This is a genomic window from Kitasatospora sp. NPDC057595 (assembly GCF_042800875.1).
Taxonomy (GTDB): Bacteria; Actinomycetota; Actinomycetes; order Streptomycetales; family Streptomycetaceae; genus Kitasatospora.
This window is the reverse complement of the sequence record NZ_JBHVGL010000015.1, coordinates 13,101-34,031: the sequence shown is the minus strand read 5'-3', so window position 1 is coordinate 34,031 and position 20,931 is coordinate 13,101. Positions and strand designations below refer to the sequence as shown.

The 20,931-nt window shown below is 74.4% G+C and carries 19 protein-coding genes; 12 read left to right on the top strand and 7 right to left on the bottom strand.

Annotated elements, in window-relative coordinates; all coding sequences use genetic code 11:
* Positions 1-253: 253 nt before the first annotated feature.
* On the top strand, positions 254-1,390 hold the full coding sequence (locus tag ACFU9E_RS22455; protein WP_380688384.1) for a glycosyltransferase family 4 protein: 1,137 nt from the start codon (positions 254-256) through the stop codon (positions 1,388-1,390).
* A gap of 67 nt (positions 1,391-1,457) precedes the next feature.
* Here ACFU9E_RS22455 and ACFU9E_RS22450 read toward each other — a convergent pair whose 3' ends face one another.
* Positions 1,458-3,251 (bottom strand): AMP-dependent synthetase/ligase, encoded by a 1,794-nt coding sequence (locus tag ACFU9E_RS22450; protein WP_380688260.1) that lies wholly within the window; start codon positions 3,249-3,251, stop codon positions 1,458-1,460.
* A 357-nt stretch (positions 3,252-3,608) separates the two neighbouring features.
* Between ACFU9E_RS22450 and ACFU9E_RS22445 the strand changes: the two genes are divergently transcribed.
* The 5 genes from ACFU9E_RS22445 to ACFU9E_RS22425 all read left to right on the top strand — a co-directional run bounded on the left by ACFU9E_RS22445 (position 3,609) and on the right by ACFU9E_RS22425 (position 7,822).
* On the top strand, positions 3,609-4,064 hold the full coding sequence (locus tag ACFU9E_RS22445; protein WP_380688258.1) for an SRPBCC family protein: 456 nt from the start codon (positions 3,609-3,611) through the stop codon (positions 4,062-4,064).
* A 49-nt stretch (positions 4,065-4,113) separates the two neighbouring features.
* Positions 4,114-5,289 (top strand): ArsA family ATPase, encoded by a 1,176-nt coding sequence (locus tag ACFU9E_RS22440; RefSeq protein WP_380688256.1) that lies wholly within the window; start codon positions 4,114-4,116, stop codon positions 5,287-5,289.
* Positions 5,290-5,397: 108 nt separating this feature from the next.
* Positions 5,398-5,772, top strand: coding sequence for a DUF5304 family protein (locus ACFU9E_RS22435; RefSeq protein WP_380688254.1), 375 nt, complete (start codon positions 5,398-5,400; stop codon positions 5,770-5,772).
* A 192-nt stretch (positions 5,773-5,964) separates the two neighbouring features.
* A complete protein-coding gene (locus tag ACFU9E_RS22430; RefSeq protein ID WP_380688252.1) occupies positions 5,965-6,909 on the top strand; it encodes an ROK family glucokinase in 945 nt (314 codons plus the stop codon).
* A gap of 151 nt (positions 6,910-7,060) precedes the next feature.
* Positions 7,061-7,822, top strand: coding sequence for an endonuclease/exonuclease/phosphatase family protein (locus ACFU9E_RS22425; protein WP_380688232.1), 762 nt, complete (start codon positions 7,061-7,063; stop codon positions 7,820-7,822).
* A 26-nt stretch (positions 7,823-7,848) separates the two neighbouring features.
* Here the strand turns inward: ACFU9E_RS22425 and ACFU9E_RS22420 are convergent, their stop codons facing one another.
* Together ACFU9E_RS22420 and ACFU9E_RS22415 are read right to left on the bottom strand one after the other, a co-directional pair.
* Positions 7,849-8,682, bottom strand: a complete 834-nt coding sequence (locus ACFU9E_RS22420) for a hypothetical protein (protein ID WP_380688234.1) — start codon at positions 8,680-8,682, stop codon at positions 7,849-7,851.
* 10 nt (positions 8,683-8,692) lie between these two features.
* On the bottom strand, positions 8,693-9,487 hold the full coding sequence (locus tag ACFU9E_RS22415; protein ID WP_380688236.1) for an alpha/beta hydrolase: 795 nt from the start codon (positions 9,485-9,487) through the stop codon (positions 8,693-8,695).
* Positions 9,488-9,752: 265 nt separating this feature from the next.
* Here ACFU9E_RS22415 and ACFU9E_RS22410 point away from each other — a divergent pair, with 265 nt between their 5' ends.
* From ACFU9E_RS22410 to ACFU9E_RS22400, 3 genes are read left to right on the top strand one after another with little or no spacing between them, the layout of a single operon-like run.
* A complete protein-coding gene (locus tag ACFU9E_RS22410; RefSeq protein WP_380688242.1) occupies positions 9,753-10,577 on the top strand; it encodes a lysophospholipid acyltransferase family protein in 825 nt (274 codons plus the stop codon).
* Positions 10,578-10,612: 35 nt separating this feature from the next.
* Positions 10,613-11,851, top strand: coding sequence for a MacS family sensor histidine kinase (gene macS, locus ACFU9E_RS22405; protein WP_380688238.1), 1,239 nt, complete (start codon positions 10,613-10,615; stop codon positions 11,849-11,851).
* A gap of 40 nt (positions 11,852-11,891) precedes the next feature.
* A complete protein-coding gene (locus ACFU9E_RS22400; protein WP_380688240.1) occupies positions 11,892-12,590 on the top strand; it encodes a response regulator in 699 nt (232 codons plus the stop codon).
* A 48-nt stretch (positions 12,591-12,638) separates the two neighbouring features.
* Here ACFU9E_RS22400 and ACFU9E_RS22395 read toward each other — a convergent pair whose 3' ends face one another.
* Positions 12,639-14,597, bottom strand: coding sequence for an anthranilate synthase family protein (locus tag ACFU9E_RS22395; RefSeq protein WP_380683782.1), 1,959 nt, complete (start codon positions 14,595-14,597; stop codon positions 12,639-12,641).
* A gap of 310 nt (positions 14,598-14,907) precedes the next feature.
* On the opposite strand from ACFU9E_RS22395, the gene ACFU9E_RS22390 reads away from it, so the two are divergent.
* Both ACFU9E_RS22390 and ACFU9E_RS22385 read left to right on the top strand, forming a co-directional pair.
* A complete protein-coding gene (locus tag ACFU9E_RS22390) occupies positions 14,908-16,245 on the top strand; it encodes a class II 3-deoxy-7-phosphoheptulonate synthase (RefSeq protein WP_380683781.1) in 1,338 nt (445 codons plus the stop codon).
* Positions 16,246-16,446: 201 nt separating this feature from the next.
* Complete coding sequence (locus ACFU9E_RS22385) at positions 16,447-16,749, top strand: bacterioferritin-associated ferredoxin (RefSeq protein ID WP_380683779.1); 303 nt, start codon at positions 16,447-16,449, stop codon at positions 16,747-16,749.
* Positions 16,750-16,786: 37 nt separating this feature from the next.
* Here the strand turns inward: ACFU9E_RS22385 and bfr are convergent, their stop codons facing one another.
* On the bottom strand, positions 16,787-17,266 hold the full coding sequence (gene bfr, locus ACFU9E_RS22380; protein ID WP_355361745.1) for a bacterioferritin: 480 nt from the start codon (positions 17,264-17,266) through the stop codon (positions 16,787-16,789).
* A 249-nt stretch (positions 17,267-17,515) separates the two neighbouring features.
* On the opposite strand from bfr, the gene ACFU9E_RS22375 reads away from it, so the two are divergent.
* Positions 17,516-18,145 (top strand): molybdopterin-dependent oxidoreductase, encoded by a 630-nt coding sequence (locus ACFU9E_RS22375; RefSeq protein WP_380683778.1) that lies wholly within the window; start codon positions 17,516-17,518, stop codon positions 18,143-18,145.
* A 51-nt stretch (positions 18,146-18,196) separates the two neighbouring features.
* Here the strand turns inward: ACFU9E_RS22375 and pknB are convergent, their stop codons facing one another.
* Together pknB and ACFU9E_RS22365 are read right to left on the bottom strand one after the other, a co-directional pair.
* Positions 18,197-19,984, bottom strand: a complete 1,788-nt coding sequence (pknB, locus tag ACFU9E_RS22370) for a Stk1 family PASTA domain-containing Ser/Thr kinase (protein ID WP_380683783.1) — start codon at positions 19,982-19,984, stop codon at positions 18,197-18,199.
* 148 nt (positions 19,985-20,132) lie between these two features.
* A complete protein-coding gene (locus tag ACFU9E_RS22365) occupies positions 20,133-20,930 on the bottom strand; it encodes a thiazole synthase (protein WP_380683777.1) in 798 nt (265 codons plus the stop codon).
* Position 20,931: the final 1 nt, after the last annotated feature.

The following is a 20,931-nucleotide window of genomic DNA, read 5'->3' as shown; positions in this document are numbered from 1 at the left end:
GCGCTCCCTCGTTCGTCTCGGACGTCCCGCCGGCGGCGCCGCGCGACGGGTGCCCGGGCGGTCCGGGCGGGTCGGCGCCGGGCCGCGGTCACGGGCCGGACCGGCCGCGCCGACCACCCCGGTACTAGGACAGACCCGGGGGTGGAACGGTTGCCGTGCGCGGATCCGTTCCCGGCGGGCCATGGTGTTGACCTATCGTACGGATCACTGAGCGGTACACCGAGCACCCCCCGACCGAGCGAGCCGTGGCCTGATGCACAAGACCTTGATCGTGACCAACGACTTCCCGCCGAGGCCCGGCGGCATCCAGGCCTTCGTCCACAACATGGCCGTCCGTCAGCCCGCAGGAAGCGTCGTGGTGTACGCCTCCACCTGGCGCGACGGCACCGAGGTGGCGCGCTTCGACGCCGAACAGCCGTTCCCGGTGATCCGCGACCGGACGAAGGTGATGGTTCCCACACCGCGGGTCACCCGGCGGGCCGCCGAGATCCTGCGCGCCGAGCGCTGCGACTCGGTCTGGTTCGGCGCCGCCGCTCCGCTCGGGCTGATGGCCCCCGCGCTGCGCCGGGCCGGCGCCGGGCGGCTGCTCGGCATGACCCACGGCCACGAGGCCGCCTGGGCCCAGCTTCCGGCGGCCCGGCAGCTGCTGCGCCGGATCGGCACCGGCACCGACGTGCTGACCTACCTCGGCGAGTACACCCGCTCCCGGATCGCCGCCGCCGTCGGCCCGCAGGCCGCCGCCCGGATGGTGCAGCTGCCGCCCGGCGTGGACGAGCGGACCTTCCACCCGGATTCCGGTGGCGCCGCGGTGCGCGAGCGGCTCGGGCTGGCCGACCGGCCGGTGGTGGTCTGCGTCTCCCGGCTGGTGCCGCGCAAGGGCCAGGACACCCTCATCGAGGCGATGCCGCAGATCCTCGCCGACGTGCCGGACGCCGTGCTGCTGATCGTCGGCGGCGGCCCCTACCGGGCGGACCTGGAGAAGCTGGTGGACGCCCGCGGGGTGCGCTCCGCCGTCCGGTTCACCGGTTCGGTCCCGTGGGAGGAGCTGCCCGCGCACTACGGCGCCGGGGACGTCTTCGCCATGCCCTGCCGCACCCGGCGCGGCGGGCTGGACGTCGAGGGGCTCGGCATCGTGTACCTGGAGGCCTCGGCGACCGGCCTGCCGGTGGTGGCCGGGGACTCCGGCGGCGCGCCGGACGCGGTGCTGGAGGGCGAGACCGGCTACGTGGTGCCGGGCGGCACGCCCGCGGCGGCGGCCGAGCGGATCGTCCGGCTGCTGAAGGACGAGGAGCTGCGCCGGCGGATGGGCGAGGCCGGGCGGCGCTGGGTGGACCGCTCCTGGCGCTGGGACCTGCTGGCCGGGCGGCTGACCTCGCTGCTGGCGGGCTGAGCGCACACGCCGGTGCGGCCCGCCCCGAACGGCGGGGCGGGCCGCACCTGCGGGCGCGGGGGAGCGGCTACTTCCGGTAGATCGCCTCGACGTCGGCCGCGAAGTCCTTGAGCACGACGTTGCGCTTGAGCTTGAGCGAGGGCGTCAGATGGCCGCTCTCCTCGGAGAAGACGGTGTCGAGCAGGCGGAACTTCTTCACCGCCTCGGCGTGCGAGACGGCCGCGTTGCCGTCGTCCACCGCCGTCTGCAGGGCGGCCAGCAGGTCCGGGTCCTCGCGCAGGTCGGCCACCGTGGCGCCGACCGGCTTGCCGTTCAGCTCCTTCCACTTGGGGAAGAAGTCCTCGTCGACCGTGATCAGGCAGGCGACGAAGGGCTTGCGGTCGCCGACCACCATGACCTCGCCGACCAGGGCGTGCGCCCGGATCCGGTCCTCGATCACCGCCGGGGCGACGTTCTTGCCGCCCGCGGTGACGATGATCTCCTTCTTGCGGCCGGTGATGGTGAGGTAGCCCTCGTCGTCCAGCGAGCCGAGGTCGCCGGTGGCGATCCAGCCGTCCTTGAGGGTGTCCGCGGTGGCCTGCGGGTTGTTCCAGTAGCCGGTGAAGACGTGCGGGCCCTTGAAGAAGACCTCGCCGTCCTCGGCGATCCGCACGGAGGAGCCGGGCACCGGCTGGCCGACCGTGCCGATCTTCTGCTTGTCCCACGGGTTGAAGGCGGTGGCCGCGCAGGTCTCGGTCAGGCCGTAGCCCTCCAGCACGGTGAAGCCGATGCCCCGGTAGAAGTGGCCGAGCCGCTCGCCGAGCGGGGCACCGCCGGAGATCGCGTGGGTGGCCCGGCCGCCGAGGGCCGCCCGCAGCTTGCTGTAGACCAGCTTGTCGAAGACGGCGTGCTTGAGCTTGAGCAGCAGCCCGGCGCCGCCCGCGTCCAGCGCCCGGCTGTAGGCGATCGCGGTGTCGGCGGCCTTGTCGAAGATCTTGCCCTTGCCGTCGGCCTGGGCCTTGGCCCGCGCCGTGTTGTAGACCTTCTCGAAGACCCGGGGCACGCCCAGGATCAGGGTCGGCCTGAAGGCGGCCAGCTCGGTGGTGACGTCCCGGACGTCGGAGACGTGGCCGAGCCTGATCGGGGCCATCGCCGGGGCGATCTCGACGATCCGGGCGAACACGTGGGCCAGCGGCAGGAAGAGCAGCACGGAGCTCTCGCCGGTGCGGAACAGCGGGGCCAGGCGCTCCACCACGTTGCCGCACTCGGCCAGGAAGTTGCCGTGCGTCAGCTGACAGCCCTTCGGGCGGCCGGTGGTGCCCGAGGTGTAGACGATGGTGGCGATCGAGTCGGGGGTGGCCGTCGAGCGGCGCTCGGTGACGGTGGCGTCGGTGACCGCGCGGCCCGACTCGGCCAGCGCGGCGAGCGCGGTGCCCTCGATCTGCCAGGTGTGCTTCAGCTCCGGCAGGCGGCCCCGGACCTCGGCGACCACCGCGCTGTGCGTCGCGGTCTCGGTGAACAGGGCGACCACCCCGGAGTCGCCGAGGATCCACTCGACCTGTTCGGCCGAGGAGGTCTCGTACACCGGCACGGTGATCGCGCCGGCCGTCCAGATCGCGAAGTCCAGCAGCGTCCACTCGTAGCGGGTGCGGGACATGATGCCCACCCGGTCGCCCGGCTCGATGCCCGCGGCGATCAGCCCCTTCGCGGCGGCCTGCACCTCGACCAGGAACTGGGCGGCGGTCAACTCCTGCCACCGGCCGTCCACCTTGCGGCTGAGCACCGCGACACCGGGGTGCCGCTCGGCGTTCTGGACCACGATGTCCGAGAGGTTACCGCCGCTCGGTACCTGGTAGAGGGCCGGAAGGCTGAAGTCGAGCAAGACTGCTCCTCGTTCGCGACGCTGCGGGACGGCAGGACGTTACTGCCCGGTAGGCGGCTTCGACCAGGGGGGTCGGCTCCGGTGTTCGAAGTGTCACACCTTGACCCGTCCGACCAGGTCGGGAACCGGGTCGTTCGAATGGCACCCTACGGCAGCCCGCCGGTACCGGCCGGTAGCCCGCCGGGGGCCGCCGTACGGGTCCCGCGCGGGCCCGTCCGCCGCCGCGGCGCCCGGTCCGGCTCCGGGGGTGCACCGAAGGACGGGCCCGGGGGCGGGGCGCGATAGCCTGCTCCGGGCGCACCCGGCCGAGCAGGCTCGGCCGGACCAGCAGCACGGGACGACGCGGAGGGCCATTCCATGGCGGAGCACACCAGGTCGAGCATCACCATCGACGCGACCCCGGCGACGGTCATGGCCGTGATCGCCGACTTCGCCGCGTACCCGGCCTGGACCGGAGAGGTCAAGGAGATCGAGGTCCTGGAGACGGGGGAGAACGGCCGCGCCTCCCAGGTCCGGCTGGTGCTCGACGCCGGCGCGATCCGCGACGAGCACGTCCTCGCCTACACCTGGGACGGCGACCGCGAGTGCGGCTGGACCCTGGTGCGCAGCCAGATGCTCCGCTCGCTCGACGGCTCCTACACCCTGGCCCCGCTCGGCGCCGACCGCACCGAGGTCACCTACCAGCTCGCGGTCGATGTCAAGATCCCGATGCTCGGCATGATCAAGCGCAAGGCCGAGAAGGTCATCATCGACCGCGCCCTGGCCGGTCTGAAGAAGCGCGTCGAGGACACCGCTGCCGGCAAGGCGCTCTGACCGGGCGCCCGGCAGGACCGACGGCACCGACGAACGGGGGCGGCACGGCATGACGGCGACACGCACCATCCTGGTCAGCGGCGACCACGCGGCGCCGGCGGTGGCCGCCGCCACCGCGCTGCACGCCGCCCGGCGGGGCCGGCGCACCCTGCTGCTGGCGGCCGACGACCCGCACCGCACCCTGGACGCCGCCCTCGGCGTCCGGCTGGAGGCCGGGCCGACGGCCTACGCGCCCGGCCTGACCGTGGCCCGCACCGACGAGCAGGCCGCCTTCCGGCGCGCCCTCGACGGGATCGGCGGCCGGCTGAAGCCCGCCCTCGACCTGCTGGGCGCCGATCCGCTCGACGCCGAGGAGCTCACCGCCCTCCCCGGCACCGCCCGGCTCGCCCTGCTGCGCGCGCTGCCCGCGGCCGACGCGGACGTCCTGGTGGTGCTCGCCCCGCCGCCCGCCGACCTCATCGCCACCCTGGCGCTGCCCGAGCAGCTGGAGCGCTACCTGGCCCGGCTGGTCCCCGAGCAGCGCCAGGCCGCCCGGGCGCTGCGCCCGCTGCTGGCCGGCCTCGCCGGGGTGCCGATGCCCGCCGACTGGCTGTACGAGGCGCGCGCCAAGGCGACCGGCGCGCTCGCCGAGGCGCGCGCCGCCATCACCGCGCCCGGCACCAGCGTCCGGCTGGTCATCGCGGCCGACGCCCACCCCTTCGACGAACTGCGCCGGATCCGCACCGGACTGGCTCTGCACGGTCACCGCCCGGACGCCGTGGTGGTGCACGGCGTGCTGCCGGACGCGGCCGCCGACTCGCCCGACCCCTGGCTGGCCGGCCTGGCCCGCCGCCGCCGCGAGGAGCTGGCCGCGCTGGCCGTCGCCTGCGACGGCGTCCCGGTGCTCACCACCGGGCCCGCCGAGACCGCCCCGGAGGCCGTCGCCGACCGCCTCTACGGCGCCGGTCCCGGCCCCGAGCCGTACCCGGCCGAGCCGTGGACCGTCGAGGACCGGCTGGCTTCGGAGGGCCTGCTGGTCTGGCACCTCGCCCTGCCCGGTGCCGAGCGCGCCGACCTCGACCTGGTGCGGCGCGGCGACGAACTGGTGGTCGGCCTCGGTGCCCACCGGCGGGTGCTCGCGCTGCCCTCGGCGCTGCGCCGCTGCACGGTCGCCGGCGCGGGCCTGCACGACGGCGTCCTCGCCGTCCGCTTCGCCCCCGACCCCGCGCTCTGGCCCCGGAGTTAGGGCCCGCTCGACGAGGGCCCGCTCGGCGTCCGGAGGGCCCGTCGTGGTCCGGTAGCGTCGGGGCGGGCGGCCGCGGGTGCGGCCGCCGCTGCTGAGGAGGCCTGCGCGATGACCACCACGGACCGGACCGAGCCCACCGCCGACCGGGACGGCGGCCCGCACCCGTTCGGCCCGGAGCTGGGCCCGCTGGTGGACGAGGTCCGCCGGTTCGCCACCGTCGTCGGGGAGAAGGCCCAGGAGGCGAGCGCCGAGACCCTGCTCTCGCTGGCCGGGCTGGCCGACCGCCTGCGCGACAAGCAGCCCGAGGTGTACGGCCACCTCGCCGCCGCCGGCACCGGTCTGGCCGCCGCCGGCACCGAACTGCTGGCCGCCTACCGGGCCGCCGTCACCGGCCACGAGCGACGCTGGACCGCCGGCGGGCCGGCCCGCCCGGAGCGGGTGGACCTGGACGACACGCCTGAGGGACCGTCCGACAAGCAGTGAACCCCTGATGCCCTGTGGGCCACGTTCTGGCTTCATCCTGGAAAGTGACCGGTGAAAATGTACGACTTTTGAACGGTCTTGAGCAGGTTGCCGCAAGAATGTCTTCGGTTAATGTAGGCGGCGGTGTGTACGGGGGCATGGTTGGGCGGTAGCGTTCCGTCCAGCGGGAACGAGTGAATAGCTGAGGGACACATGGCTCTGACCATCGGCGTCGACGTCGGCGGGACCAAGATCGCGGCAGGTGTGGTCGACGAGGCGGGAGAGATCCTCGCCCGGACCAGGGTGCCCACCCCGGCCGACCCGCAGTGGGCGGTCGACGCGATCGCGCAGGCCGTGCGCGAGCTCAAGGAGCAGTACCCCGGCGTGACCGCGGCGGGCATCGGCGCCCCCGGCTTCGTCGACCGCAGCCGCTCGACGGTGATCTTCGCCCCCAACATCGACTGGGAGGACGAGCCCCTGCGCGGCCGGATCGAGGAGCTCACCGGCCTGCCCGCGGTCATCGAGAACGACGCCAACTGCGCCGCCTGGGCCGAGTACCGGTTCGGCGCCGGCGCCGGCCACGAGGACATGGTGCTGATCACCGTCGGCACCGGCATCGGCGGCGGCCTCGTCCTGGACGGCCGGCTGCACCGCGGCCGGTTCGGCGTGGCCGGCGAGATCGGCCACCTCAACATGGTCCCGGACGGCCTGCCCTGCGGCTGCGGCGGCAAGGGCTGCTGGGAGCAGTACGGCTCGGGCCGGGCGCTGCGCCGCTACGGCCGCGAGCGCGCCGCCGCCGACCCGGTGCGCGGCCGGCGGATGCTGGAGCTCAACGACGGCGTCGCCGAGACGATCCGCGGCATCCACATCACCCAGGCCGCCGAGGAGGGCGACCCGCTCGCCCTGGAGTGCTACGCCGAGCTGGCCGACTGGCTGGGCCGGGGGATGGCCGACCTCGCGGCGCTCTTCGACCCGGGCGTCTTCGTGCTCGGCGGCGGGGTCTCCGACTCCGGCCGGCTGCTGCTCGACCCGGTCGCCAAGGCCTTCGAGCACTACCTGACCGGCGGGGTGCACCGCCCGCGCGCCGAGGTGGTGCTCGCCTCCACCGGCTCGGCCGCCGGCATCGCCGGCGCGGCCGACCTGGCCCGCACGGTCTGACCGGCAGGCCCCCGACGCGCACGGCGTGACCCGCGCACCGCGGCCCGTCCCTCCGCCCGGAGGGACGGGCCGCGCCGTGTCGGTGTTCACCCCTCGACGCCCCCGTCCTGCCGTACGGTCGTCACCGAGGACGCCCAGGGGAGGAACCGCGATGACCACCGCACCGGCCGCACCTGCCGAACCGGCCGAACTGCCGCCGCCCGCAGCGGGCCGGCTGCGGCTGCTCAGCTACAACGTCCGCTCGCTGCGCGACGACCGGCGCGCCCTGGTCCGGGTGATCCGGGCCTGCGCGCCCGACCTCGTCTGCGTCCAGGAGTCACCGCGCTACTGGCGTCCCCGGGGGCAGGCGGCCTGGCTCGCCCGGCGGACCGGCACCGCGGTGCTCGCCGGCGGCGGCCGGGCCGCCGCCGGGCCGCTGCTGCTCGGCCGGCCCGGCGTCCGGGTGGCGGCCGTCCACGACCGGCTGCTGCCGAAGACCCGCGGACTGCACGCGCGCGGCTTCGCGACCGCGCTGGTCGAGGTGCCCGGCGGCGCGCCGTTCACCGTCACCAGCTGCCACCTCAGCCTGGACGCGGACGAGCGGCGGCGCCAGTTCGAGCTGCTCATTGGGCAGCTGAGGTACGCCGAACTCGGCGTGATCGCGGGGGACTTCAACGAGCACCCGGACGGCCCGGGCTGGCGCTCGCTGGCCGCGCGGCTGCAGGACGGGCACGTGGTGGCGCCCTGGGGCGGCGAGATGACGTCCGTTCCGGAGAACCCCTACCAGCGGCTGGACGCCGTCTTCGCCACGCCGGGCGTCGAGGTGCTCGCCTGCGGCGTCCCGCACGGCCTGCCCGGCGTCACCGGCGCCGACCTGCGGGCCGCCACCGACCACCTCCCGGTGCTCGCCGTCCTGCAGCTGCCCGCCGGGTAGCCGGACGCCCGGGCCGGCCGCGGCGGTCAGACGACCGCGCCGCCGTGCGGGTCCTCGGGCTCGTCCTCGTCGCGGTCCTTCATCCGGACCACCAGGGTGGCGAAGCCGCCGAGGAAGGCGGCCACCCCGACCCAGGCGGGCCAGCCGGAGACCTCGCGCCAGACGACCGCGTCGAAGAGCAGCAGTGCGGGCCCGCCGAGCACCGCCAGCCAGGCGAACTTGGCGGTGGTGTCGGCCTCCGGCAGCGGCGGCGGCTCCGGCGGCTCGAAGTGGCCCTCGTCGGTCTCCTCGGCCAGCTCGAAGTCGCGCGGGCCGGAGCCGGCGGCCGGCATGACCGGCCGGCCGGAGCGGGGGCGCGGCTGGGGGGCCAGGTCGGAGAGGTCGCCGGGCTCGCCGGGCGGGCCGTCGGGCTCCTTGAAGCCCTTGAGCTCGCCGCGCGCCCGGAGGTTCTCGATCTCCGGCCAGTTCGGGTTGTTGAGGTCGACCGGGTCGTCGAACTGGGCGACCAGCGCGGCGAAGATCTCGTCCTGCTCGGCCTGGCTGCGCTCGGGCGCGCGCCGGGGGCGGGACTGGCCGGCCGGCGCGCCCGCGCCGGGCGTGGTGCCGGTGCCCGACGTGGTGCCGGTGCCCGACGTGGTGCCGCTGCCCGCCCCGCCCGCGTTGCCCGTGCCGCCCGTCGCGCCGCCCGTCTCCTCGCCCGCCGCCGGGGCGTCGCCGGAGCCGGCGACCGTCTCACCGGAAGGTCCGCGACCCGTCTGCTCGCCCTCCGTCCGCCCGGCACCCGGCCGCGCGCCGCCGGTGGCCGCACCCTCCTCGCGGGGCGTCTCGTCCTCGCCGCCCGCCGTGCTGCTCTCGTGCACTTCCGGCCCTTCAGCCTTGGTGGTGGTCGGATTTCACCGAGGTGGCGCCCGCCGCCTGCGCGGGGGCCAACCGTCGGATGAAGTCCTGGGCGGTCGCGAATATTTCCGCCGCGTCGTGGTCCAGCGTCGCGACGTGGTAGCTGCGCTGGCACAGCCGCTCCGTCACATCGGTCGAGGATATCCGGGCCAGCACCAGCTCGGAGTTGGCCGCCGAGACCACGTGGTCCTGCGGGCTGTGGAAGAGCAGCACCGGCTGGGTCACCTCCGGCAGCCGCGCCTGGACCTCCTTCCACAGCCGGGCCAGCGACCAGGCGGCGTGCAGCGGCGTCCGGTCGTAGCCCAGCTCGACCGCGCCGGGCCGGGCGATGTCGTTGGCTACCCCGGGCAGGCTCGGCAGGAGGTGCCGCAGCACCGGCAGAATGACACTCGCGGGGTTGTCCGAGCGCACCGACGGGTTGACCAGCACCAGCCCGGCGACCGTGCTCCCGTGCACCGCCGCGAGCCGCAGCGCCAGGCCGCCGCCCATCGACAGCCCGACGACGAACACCCGCTCGCACTCCGCCGCCAGGGCCAGCAGCTCCCGCTCGACCTCGGCGTACCAGTCCTCCCAGCGGGTCACCTGCATGTCCTGCCAGCGGGTGCCGTGGCCCGGCAGCAGCGGCAGCGAGACGGTGCACCCGGTGGCGGCGAGGTCCTCCGCCCACGGCCGCAGCGACTGCGGCGAGCCGGTGAAGCCGTGACAGAGCAGGACGCCCACCGGCCCGCCCCGGTGGCGGTACGGTTCGGCGCCGGGCAGCAGCGGCATGGCGGACTCCTTCGCGGGCGAGGACGCTGGAGGGGGCGCTGTACGGACGGGGGCGTGCGGGGCGGACCGGTGCGGGCGGCTGCGGAATTCGCATCGTCCCACGGGCCCGCCCGCTCCGTACACCCCCGCCGGGAAGCCGGCCCGACACCCCGTCACCCGGCGGCCCGGACACCCCGTCGGGGCGGGGCGGGGCACGGGCGGACACCGAGGGGCATTAGGATCGACCGGTCCGCAATACAGGAGGCCCGGGTTGTTCTACCGACTGATGAAGATGATCGTCGCGCCGCTGCTGCGGATCTTCTTCCGGCCGTGGATCGAGGGTGAGGAGAACATCCCCACCGAGGGTGCCGCGATCATCGCGAGCAACCACCTGTCCTTCTCGGACTCCTTCTTCTTCCCCGCGCTGATCAAGCGCCGGGTGACCTTCATCGCGAAGGCCGAGTACTTCACCACGCCGGGCATCAAGGGCCGGCTGACCGCCGCCTTCTTCAAGGGCGTCGGCCAGCTCCCGGTGGACCGCTCGGGCGTGCGCGGCGCCGGCGAGGCGGCGATCCGGTCGGCGATCGCCGTGCTGGACCGCGGCGAGCTGTTCGGCGTCTACCCGGAGGGCACCCGCTCGCCCGACGGCAAGCTCTACCGGGGCAAGGTCGGCGGCCTGGCCCGCGTCGCGCTGGCGACCGGCGCGCCGGTCATCCCGGTCGCGATGATCGACACCGAGAAGGTGCAGCCGCCCGGCCAGGTGGTCCCGAACTTCGGCATCCGCCCGGGCATCCGGATCGGCCGCCCGCTGGACTTCTCCCGCTACCAGGGCATGGAGAACGACCGCTTCATCCTCCGTTCGGTGACGGACGAGGTGATGTACGAGATCATGCGGCTGTCCGGCCAGGAGTACGTCGACGTCTACGCGACCGCCGCCAAGCGGCAGATCGCCGAGGACAAGAAGAAGGCCGACGCCGAGCGCAAGGCCGTCCAGAAGGCCGAGCAGGCCGCCGCCAAGGCCGAGAAGGCCGAGGAGAAGGCGGAGGCGGAGAAGGCGGCCGAGGCCGAGAAGGCCGGCCAGGAGCCGCAGAAGGGGACCGGGCCGGCCTGAGCCGGGGCCGGCCGCACGGGGGGAGGACGGCGGGCATGACGGACGGCGGCAGAACCGGGCCCGGCCCGGGCACGGTCGGCGCGGCGGTGGCGGCGGGCGGCATGTCCGTCGAACTGCCGCTCTGGCGGGCCATCTCCTTCTTCCGGGTGCTGGCGCTCTGCTACGCGCTGCTCCGGTACTTCGACTCCTACCTGCAGTTCCTGCACCCGGTCGCCGGCTGGATCTACCTCGGCGCGCTGACGCTGTGGACGCTCGCCTCCACCCGGGCCTTCTCCGGCCCGCACCGCTGCACCTGGTACGTGCTCGCCACCGATCTGGTCCTCGTCGTCACCGGCATCGTGATGAGCGGGGTGATCGACGAACCGTCCCGGATCAGCCACGGCGCGCCGACCCTGCCCACCATCTGGGCGGCCGGCACCGTGCTCGGCTTCGCCGGGCGGGGCGGCTGGCGCTGGGCGGCGGCGGCCGGCTCGGTGATCGGGGTGGCCAACATCCTCGGCCACGGCGGCCCGACCGGCGACAACATCCACAACATCGTGCTGCTGATGCTGTCCGGCTGCGCGATCGGCTACGTCATGGAGCTCGCCCGGGCCAGCGAGGCCACGCTCACCCGGGCGCTCCAGGTCGAGGCGGCCACCCGGGAGCGCGAGCGGCTCTCCCGGGACATCCACGACGGCGTGCTGCAGGTGCTCGCCCTGGTCCAGCGCCGGGGCTCCGAGGCCCCGTCCGGCGCCGGGTCCGCCGACGGCGCGGACCTCGCCGAGCTGGGCCGGCTGGCCGGCGAGCAGGAGCGCGCCCTGCGCGCGCTGATGAGCGGCGGCCCGCTGCCCGCCCCGCGCGGCGCGGAGCAGCCGGAGCCGCCGCAGGACCTGCGCGCCCTGCTCGCCCCGTACGCGGACGAGCGGGTCACCCTCTCCGCCCCCGGCACCCCGGTGCTGCTCGCGGCCCCGGCGGCCGGCGAGCTCGCCGCCGCGGTCGGCGCGGCGGTGGACAACGTCCGCCGGCACGCCGGGCCCGCCGCGCGCGCCTGGATCCTGCTGGAGGACGAGCCGCAGGCCGTCACCGTCTCGATCCGCGACGACGGCCCGGGCTTCGCCCCCGGGCGGCTCGGCGAGGCGGAGCGGGCCGGCCGGCTCGGCGTCTCCCAGTCGATCCGCGGCCGGCTGCGTGACCTCGGCGGCTCGGCCGAGCTGTACTCGGCGCCCGGCGAGGGCGTCGAGGTGGAGCTGCGGGTGCCGCGCGCCGGCTCCGGCGCCCCGGCCGCCGCGCTGTGAGAACCCCCGTGCCGACACCTCCCGCGAAAGGGCCCCGAGCATGACGACCCAGCAGCCGATCGACCAGCAGGCGCCCGCGGGGCGACCGGTGCGGGTCATGGTGGTGGACGACCACCCGATGTGGCGCGACGCCGTCTCCCGCGACCTCGCCGAGGCCGGACTGGACGTGGTGGCCACCGCCGGCGACGGCGAGGAGGCCGTGCGCCGGGCCCGCGCCTGCGCGCCGCAGGTGGTGGTGCTCGACCTCAACCTGCCCGGTCTGCCCGGCGCCGAGGTCTGCCGCCAGGTGGTCGCGCACGATCCGACGGTGCGCGTCCTCGTGCTCTCCGCGAGCGGTGAGCACGCGGACGTGCTGGAGGCGGTGAAGTCCGGCGCGACCGGCTACCTGGTCAAGTCGGCCGGGCGGGAGGAGCTGCTGGACGCGGTGCGCCGCACGGCCGTCGGCGACGCGGTGTTCACGCCGGGCCTGGCCGGCCTGGTGCTCGGCGAGTTCCGCCGGCTGGCGGCCGAGCCGCCCGCCGCGGCCGCGCCGGTCGTCCCGCAGCTGACCGCCCGGGAGACCGAGGTGCTGCGGATGGTCGCCAAGGGTCTGTCGTACAAGCAGATCGCCGATCGGCTGGTGCTCTCGCACCGCACGGTGCAGAACCACGTCCAGAACACCCTCGGCAAGCTCCAGCTGCACAACCGGGTCGAGCTGGTCCGGTACGCGATCGAGCAGGGGCTGGACGACGGGATCTGACGCCCCACCGGGCGGGGTGCGGTCCGGCACCCCGCCCGGCGCCCCGGCTCAGCGGGCGGCGGCCACCGCGCCGCGCAGCAGCCCGGCGACGATCTCCACGCCCTCCCGGGTGAGCACCGACTCCGGGTGGAACTGCAGCCCGGCGAAGCCCGGCCCGCGCAGCGCGTGCACGTCCCCGGTCAGCGGGTCGCGGGCCACCTCGACGCCCTCGGCGGCCAGCCGGGCGGCGTCCTGGTCCGTGCAGCGGGCGGTGAAGGCGTTGTAGAAGCCGACCGTGCGCCGCGTCCCGAACAGGTCGACGTCCTCCTGCGCGCCCTGGTAGGGCACCGCCTTGCGGACCAGCGGCAGGCCGAGCGCGGCGGACAGCAGCTGGTGGCTGAGGCAGACGGCGAGCACCGGGGCGGTGCGCCGGCCGTCGCGGACGGCGGCCAGCGCGTCGGCGACGACCGGGCGCAGCACGGCCATCTTGGGGTCGTCCGCGGCGGCCGGGTCGCCCGGGCCGGGGCCGAGCACCAGCGGGCCGGGGTGGGTGGCGACCCGCTCGCGCAGGCCCGGCTCGTCGTAGCGGACCACGGTGACCCGGTGGCCGAGCGAGGTCAGCAGATGGGCGAGCATCGCGGTGAAGGTGTCCTCGCCGTCGACGACCAGGGTCTCCAGCGCCTCGGTGGCCGGGGCCGGCTGCTGCATCCGCAGCCAGAACGGGGCGAGGCCGGCCCGCCGGGCGTCCAGCGCGGCCTGGACGCGGTGGTCGTCGGCCAGCCGCGGGCCGCTCGGGCCGGCCGGCCGGGCGGGGGCCGGGCGGGCGCCGATCGCGGTGAGCACCCCGGCGGCCTTGGCGTGCGTCTCGGCGACCTCGGAGAGCGGGTCGGAGTGGCGCACCAGGGTGGCGCCGACCCGGACGGCGAGCCGGCCGGTGGCCGGGTCGATGTCGGCGGTGCGGATGCAGATCGGCGAGTCGAGCAGCTGGCCGCCGCTGGCCGAGCGGCCGATCAGGGCGAGCGCGCCGGAGTAGTAGCCGCGGCCGCCGCGCTCGTAGCGCTTGATCACCCGGGTGGCGTTCTGCACCGGGCTGCCGGTGACGGTGGCGGCGAACATCGTCTCCCGGAGCACCTCGCGGACGTCCAGCGAGGTCCGGCCGCGCAGCTCGTACTCGGTGTGCGCGAGGTGGGACATCTCCTTGAGCCGCGGGCCGAGCACCTGGCCGCCGAGGTCGCCGACGGTGCACATCATCTTGAGCTCCTCGTCGACCACCATGGTCAGTTCCTCCAGCTCCTTGGGGTCGTGGAGGAAGTCGAGCAGCGAGTCCAGTCCGGCGCCGGCGGCCGGATAGCGGTAGGTGCCGGAGATCGGGTTCATCACGACCGTCCCGCCGCTCTGCCGGACGTGCACCTCGGGGGAGGCGCCGACCAGGACGCGGTCCCCGGTGTGCACCAGGAAGGTCCAGTAGGCGCCGCGTTCCTGCTCCAGCAGCCGGCCGAACAGGGTGAGCGCGAGGGCGGGGGAGCAATGTCCGTCACCGGCTCCGCCGGGGGCCTCCAGCGTCGCGGTGAAGTCGCGGCGGATGACGAAGTTGGCGCCCTCGCCGCGGCCGATCTCCTCCTCGATCACCCGGCGCACGATCGCCGCGTACTCGGCGTCGTCGATGTCGAAGCCGCCGTCGCGCAGCGTGACCGGCAGCCGGGGGAGTGCGGCGGCGACCTCGGCGAGCGGCAGGGCGTACTGCTCGGTGACGGCCAGGGCCTGGAGCGGGGTGGCGTCGTCGTGCGCCTCGAAGCCGCGCTCGCGGATCTGCCGGTAGGGGACGAGCGCGAGCAGGTCGTGCACGGGGCCGTCGGCGGGGGCGCCGTGCCGGACCGGCAGGTCGGCCAGCCGGTCGTGGACGCCGACGGTGCCGAGCAGCACCTCGACGGTGTCCGGGGCGGTGCGCGGGGTGCGGCGGTGCAGCAGGGCGAAGGCCGGTGCGTCGGCGGCGGTGAGTCGGGCGAGCAGGTCGGCGGCACTGGTCACGGTAACGGCGTTCCTTCCGGGGTGGCTTCTGCGGCGGTGGGGATTCCGCTCCCGGGAGGGCTGTCGACCGGCTGGAGAACGCCGACGGCCGCCCCGAGGGGCGGCCGGTCGTCTGCGTCTAGGAACGCGCGGGCTGTGGGCCACCCAGGGGGTCGGCCCACCACCAGGGGAAGGTGTGCGGCGTGTTCACGGGCCCGAGCCTAGCGGATGCCGGGCCGGGAGTGAGGCCCGTCACCCGATTGTCCGCACGGTGTCTCACCCCTCGGGCGGTGGTCACAAATCGGTTGTCGCACCCCGTAGCCTTGGGCGCGTGACCGTGACGAATCTCCACACCTGGCAGACCCTGCCCGCGGCGCAGCAGCCTGAATGGCCGGACCAAGAGGCTCTGCGCAAGACCCTTGCCGAGCTCGCCTCGTATCCGCCGCTCGTCTTCGCGGGCGAGTGCGACCAGCTGCGCGCCCGGCTCGGTGCCGTGGCCCGTGGTGAGGCGTTCCTGCTGCAGGGCGGTGACTGCGCCGAGGCCTTCGACGGTGTCTCGGCGGAGCACATCCGCAACAAGCTCAAGACCCTGCTGCAGATGGCGGCCGTGCTGACGTACGCGGCCTCGGTGCCGGTCGTCAAGGTCGGCCGCATCGCCGGCCAGTACTCCAAGCCGCGCTCCAAGTCGACCGAGACCCGCGACGGCGTGACCCTGCCGGTCTACCGCGGCGACTCGGTGAACGGCTTCGAGTTCACCCCCGAGTCCCGGATCCCGGACCCGGAGCGGCTGAAGCGGATGTACAACGCGTCCGCCGCGACGCTCAACCTGGTGCGTGCCTTCACCACCGGTGGTTACGCCGACCTGCGCCAGGTGCACGCCTGGAACCAGGACTTCGTGCGCAACTCGCCGGCCGGCCAGCGCTACGAGCAGCTCGCCCGCGAGATCGACAACGCGCTGGCGTTCATGAACGCCTGTGGCGTGGCGCCGGAGGAGTTCAAGACGGTCGAGTTCTTCTCGTCCCACGAGGCGCTGATCCTGGACTACGAGACCGCGCTGACCCGCGTGGACTCGCGCACCGGCGAGCTGTACGACGTCTCCGGCCACATGGTGTGGATCGGCGAGCGCACCCGCCAGCTGGACCACGCGCACATCGAGTTCGCCTCGAAGATCCGCAACCCGATCGGCGTGAAGCTCGGCCCGACCACCTCGGTCGACGAGGCGCTGACCCTGATCGAGAAGCTGGACCCGGAGCGCGAGCCCGGCCGGCTCACCTTCATCACCCGGATGGGCGCGGGCAAGGTCCGCGAGCACCTGCCCACCCTGGTGGAGAAGGTCACCGCCTCGGGCGCGCAGCCGGTCTGGATCTGCGACCCGATGCACGGCAACACCTTCGAGGCGTCCAGCGGCCACAAGACCCGCCGCTTCGACGACGTGCTCGACGAGGTCAAGGGCTTCTTCGAGGTGCACCGCGCGCTCGGCACCCACCCGGGCGGCATCCACGTCGAGCTGACCGGTGACGACGTCACCGAGTGCGTCGGCGGCGGCGACGAGGTGCTGGTCGACGACCTGCACCAGCGCTACGAGACGGCCTGCGACCCGCGGCTCAACCGCAGCCAGTCGCTGGACCTGGCGTTCCTGGTCGCCGAGATGTACCGCGGCGGCAACTGAACGGCGATCCACGGGCGGCGCCCGAGGGTGCCGCGCATGTGACAGTACATGTGACAAAAGCCTCTCCGGCCTGGGGGTTTCCCGGGCCGGGGAGGCTTTTGCGTACTCGCTCCACCGGGGTAAGGTGAGGCTCAGTGAACTAAGGCTTGCCTTAGTCAAGATCCAGTCCGCTTCACCGCTTCACCCCCGGGAGAGACCGCGATGTACGTGTGCATGTGCCATGCGGTCACCGAGGACCAGGTGAAGCAGGCGATCGACGGCGGTGCCAACACCCCGCGCCAGATCGCCAAGGGCTGCAAGGCCGGGACCGACTGCGGCTCCTGCGTGCGGCGGATCCAGGCGCTGCTCGGCGAGCACGGCGCCCGGCCCTGCCCGACCGCCCGGCTGGCCGCCAGGCTGGGCCTGGCCGACCCGGCCGCCGCGCCCGCGGTCGTGCCCACCGCCGCGCCCGCGGTCGCGGCGCCGGTGCCCGTCGTCGCGCCGGCGCGGCTGCGCGCCGCCTGACCGCGGCCCCGGGCCGGAGCCCCGCGGTCTGCCGCGCTCAGGACTCCGGCTGCTCGATCAGCTGGGCGATGTAGAGCGCCTCCCCGAGCTTCTCCACCAGGGCGAGCTGGGTGTCGAGGTAGTCGATGTGCTCCTCCTCGTCCGCCAGGATCGACTCGAAGATGTTGGCCGAGGTGACGTCGTTCTTGGCCCGCATCACCACGATCCCGCGCTTGAGCCGGTCGATCGCCTCGACCTCGACCTGCCGATCCGCCTCGAACATCTCCTTGACCGTCTGGCCGATCCGGACGTGGAAGAGCCGCTGGTAGTTGGGCAGCCCGTCGAGGAAGAGGATCCGGTCGGTGAGCACCTCGGCGTGCTTCATCTCGTCGAAGGACTCGTGCCGGGTGTACTTGGCGAGCTTCGTCCAGCCGAAGTTCTCCTGCATCTTGGCGTGCAGGAAGTACTGGTTGATGGCGGTCAGCTCGGCGGTGAGCTGCTCGTTGAGGAACTCGATGACCTCTGCGTCGCCCTTCATGGTGTTGCCTTCCTGCTCTGCGTGCGGGATCGGGGCCGTGTGCCCGTCGGCTCCGGCTGGAGGCATCCTGGCACCGCTTTGGGGCGAAATTCCAGTAAGTTCACACTCACTAGGACATGTGTCGGAATATCCGATTTGCCCAGCGCACAGGAAAACCCTCGCCCCCGTCGTTGGCCCGTACGAGCGGGGCGCGTGGAGTGCGGAAGGGGCGCACTTCGGGTGCCGCCCGCCGTCTGTCACCATGGATCCATGGGTCAGTCCGAACAAGAACCGTCGTCGCCGTCTGACCCCGGGCTCCCGCCCGGCCAGCGCGTCCAGCGCGGCTGGCCCGCCCTGCACTACGGCCCGGTGCCCCGCTTCAAGCCGCTGACCTGGGATCTCCAGGTGTTCGGCGCGACCGCCTCGGCCGAGAAGCACAGCTGGGACTTCGAGGGCTTCAACGCCCTGCCGCGCACCACCGTCCGGGCCCACCTGCACTGCGTCACCCGCTTCTCGGTGCTCGACGGCGAGTGGACCGGGGTGGCCGCCGCGGCCCTGCTCGACCTCGCGCCGCCGGACACCGGCGTCACCCACGTCATGGTCTGGGCCGAGTACGGCTACAGCGCCAACCTGCGGCTGGAGGACTTCGCCGCCGCCGACACGCTGCTAGCCACCCACCGCGACGGCGAGGCGCTCACCGCCGAGCACGGCTTCCCGGTCCGGCTGGTCGTCCCCCGGCTGTACGCCTGGAAGGGCCCCAAGTGGGTCCGGGCGGTCGAGTACATGCGGGCCGACCGGCGCGGGTTCTGGGAGGAGCGCGGCTACCACAACCGGGCCGACCCGTGGCGGGAGCAGCGCTACTCCCACCAGGAGGAGCCGGGCGACGGCCCGCTGCGCTGAGCCGGCGGGCAGCGGACGGCGGGCAGCGGACGGCGGGTCGCGCGGGAACGCCTACAGGAACGGGAAGTTGACCGTGACCACGGTGCGCTGCGGACGGCGCTCGCCCGCCGCCGGGGACTGGCCGGTCACCTTGCCGGTGCCGAACAGGTTGACCCCGCTGCTCTGCATCGTGAACCCGGCCGCCTGGAGCGCCTTCTCGGCGGCCTCCTTGGACATCCCGGTGACGTCCGGGACCGGCACCATGCCCTTGCTGACCACCAGCGCGACCGGCGTGTTCTCCGGCACCTGCTGCCCGGCCGCCGGCGAGCTGCTGATCACCGAGCCCTCCGGGACGGTGTCGCTGTACGTCTCGGTCACCGTGGCGGCGGTCAGCTGCGCCCCGGTCAGCGTCGAGGAGGCCTGCGCGGACGGGCGGCCGACCACGTCCGGGACGGCGATCCGCTTGGGCCCGCGCGAGACGGTGAGGGTGACCGCGTCGCTCTTCCTGGTCCGGGTGCCCACCCCGGGGGCGGCGGCCATCACCTGGCCGACCGGGACGGACTCGCTGTACACCTCGGAGACCCGCCCGTGCATGCCCGCGGCGTCCAGGATCCGCTCCGCCTCGGTCCGGTCCTTGCCGAGCACGCCCGGCACCGTGCCGTACACCGCGCCGGAGATCGTGTAGGTGGCGCCGCCGACCAGCAGGACCAGGGCGGCGACCACGGCCGTCCAGATCAGCGGTCCCCGCGGCAGCCGGCGGGCGGTGGCGGACCGGGGGCGCCGGGCGCGGCGCGGCGCGCGCGGGGGCGGCGGCTCGTCGTACGGGCGGGGCTCGGTGAGCAGCTGGTCCATGAGGTCCGGCGGCACGTCCAGCACGCTGGTGCGCTCGACCGGGGGCGCGGGCAGCAGCACCGGGGTGAGCACCGAGGTCGCCTCGCCGGTCGGGTACCGCGGGCTGGGCCGGGTGGAGGCCGGCGGTTCGGCGTCCAGCTGGGCCGGGGTGAGCCCGCGGCGCACCCGCTGGAGCGCGGCGAGCAGCTCGACCGCGTCGTGCGGGCGGTTCGCGCGGTCCCGGGCGCAGGCGCCGGCCACTATGGCGTCCAGCCCGGGCGTCACGCCGGGGACGGCGGCGGACGGCGGCGGGACGTCCTCGTGCAGGTGGCGGTACATCACCTGGACGGGGTTCTCGCCGGTGTGCGGGCGGGCGCCGGTGAGCATCTCGTAGAGCAGGATGCCGGCCGCGTAGACGTCCACCCGCTGGTCGGTCTCGGCGCCCGGGCGGATCTGCTCGGGCGCGAGGTAGGAGACGGTGCCGAGCACGGTGCCGGCCGTCGCGGTGGTGGAGGTGGTGGCGCCGTCGGCGGCGTCGAGCACCCGGACCAGGCCGAAGTCGGCGACCTTGACCAGGCCGTCCTCGGTGATCAGCACGTTCTCGGGCTTGACGTCGCGGTGCACCAGTCCGGCCCGGTGGGCGGCGCCCAGGGCGGCGAGCACCGGCTCCAGGATGTCCAGGGCGGCTCGCACGGACAGCGCGCCGCGGTCGCGCAGCAGGTCGCGCAGGGTGCCGCCGGGCACGTACTCCATGGCGAGGAAGACGTGCGCGCCGTCGGCGCCCTGGTCGAAGACGTTGACCACGTTGGGGTGGGCGAGCCGGGCGACGGCCTTGGCCTCGCGGATGAAGCGGCTGGTGAACGCGGTGTCGCCGGCCAGCGAGGGGTGCATCACCTTGAGCGCCACGACCCGGTCGAGCCGGGTGTCGGTGCCCTGGTAGACGGTGGACATGCCGCCGGTGGCGATCCGCCGCTCGACCCGGTACCGGCCGTCGAGCAGGGTACCGATCAGGGGGTCGTGCAATGCCATGTCCACCCGGCGAGTCTAGGACGTGGGGGTCCGCCGGCCCCGGGAGACACCGCTCCCGGGGCCGCTCTGTGCCCGGTTTGTGACACCAGAACGATGATCGTATTGATTATCCGGAATGTCGGGTGCTCGGAACGGACGGAGCGGACCCTCAGAACGCCGGGTGCTCGCGGGTGTCCAGGTCGGCGCGGCCGGCCATCGCGGACGAGGCCTCGGCGTGGAACCGGCGCGGGATCCGGCCCGCCCGGTGGGCCAGCCGGCCCGCCTCGGCGGCGTGCCGCATCGCGTCGGCCATCAGCACCGGGTCCTGGGCGCGGGTGACGGCCGAGGCCAGCATCACCGCGGCGCAGCCCAGTTCCATCGCCAGCGCGACGTCCGAGGCGGTGCCGGCGCCGGCGTCCAGGATCACCGGGACGCCCGCGCCTTCCACGATCAGCTGGAAGTTGTGCGGGTTGCGGATGCCCAGGCCGGAGCCGATCGGCGAGCCCAGCGGCATGATCGCCGCGCAGCCGACGTCCTCCAGCTTGCGGGCCAGCACCGGGTCGTCGTTGGTGTACGGCAGCACCGTGAAGCCGTCGTCGACCAGGGTCTCGGCGGCGTCCAGCAGCTCGATCGGGTCCGGCAGCAGGGTCCGCTCGTCGGCGATCACCTCCAGCTTCACCCAGTCGGTGCCGAGCGCCTCGCGGGCCAGCCGGGCGGTCAGCACGGCCTCGCCGGCGGTGAAGCAGCCGGCCGTGTTGGGCAGTACCCGGATGCCGTTGCGGCTCAGCACGTCCAGCACCGAGCCCTGGGTGCCGGCGTTCACCCGGCGCATGGCCACGGTGGTCAGCTCGGTGCCGGACACCCGCAGCGCCTGCTCCAGGACCTCCAGGCTGGGGGCGCCGCCGGTGCCCATGATCAGCCGGGAGGAGAAGGGCGTCCCGGCGATGGTGAGAAGGTCGTCGGCCATC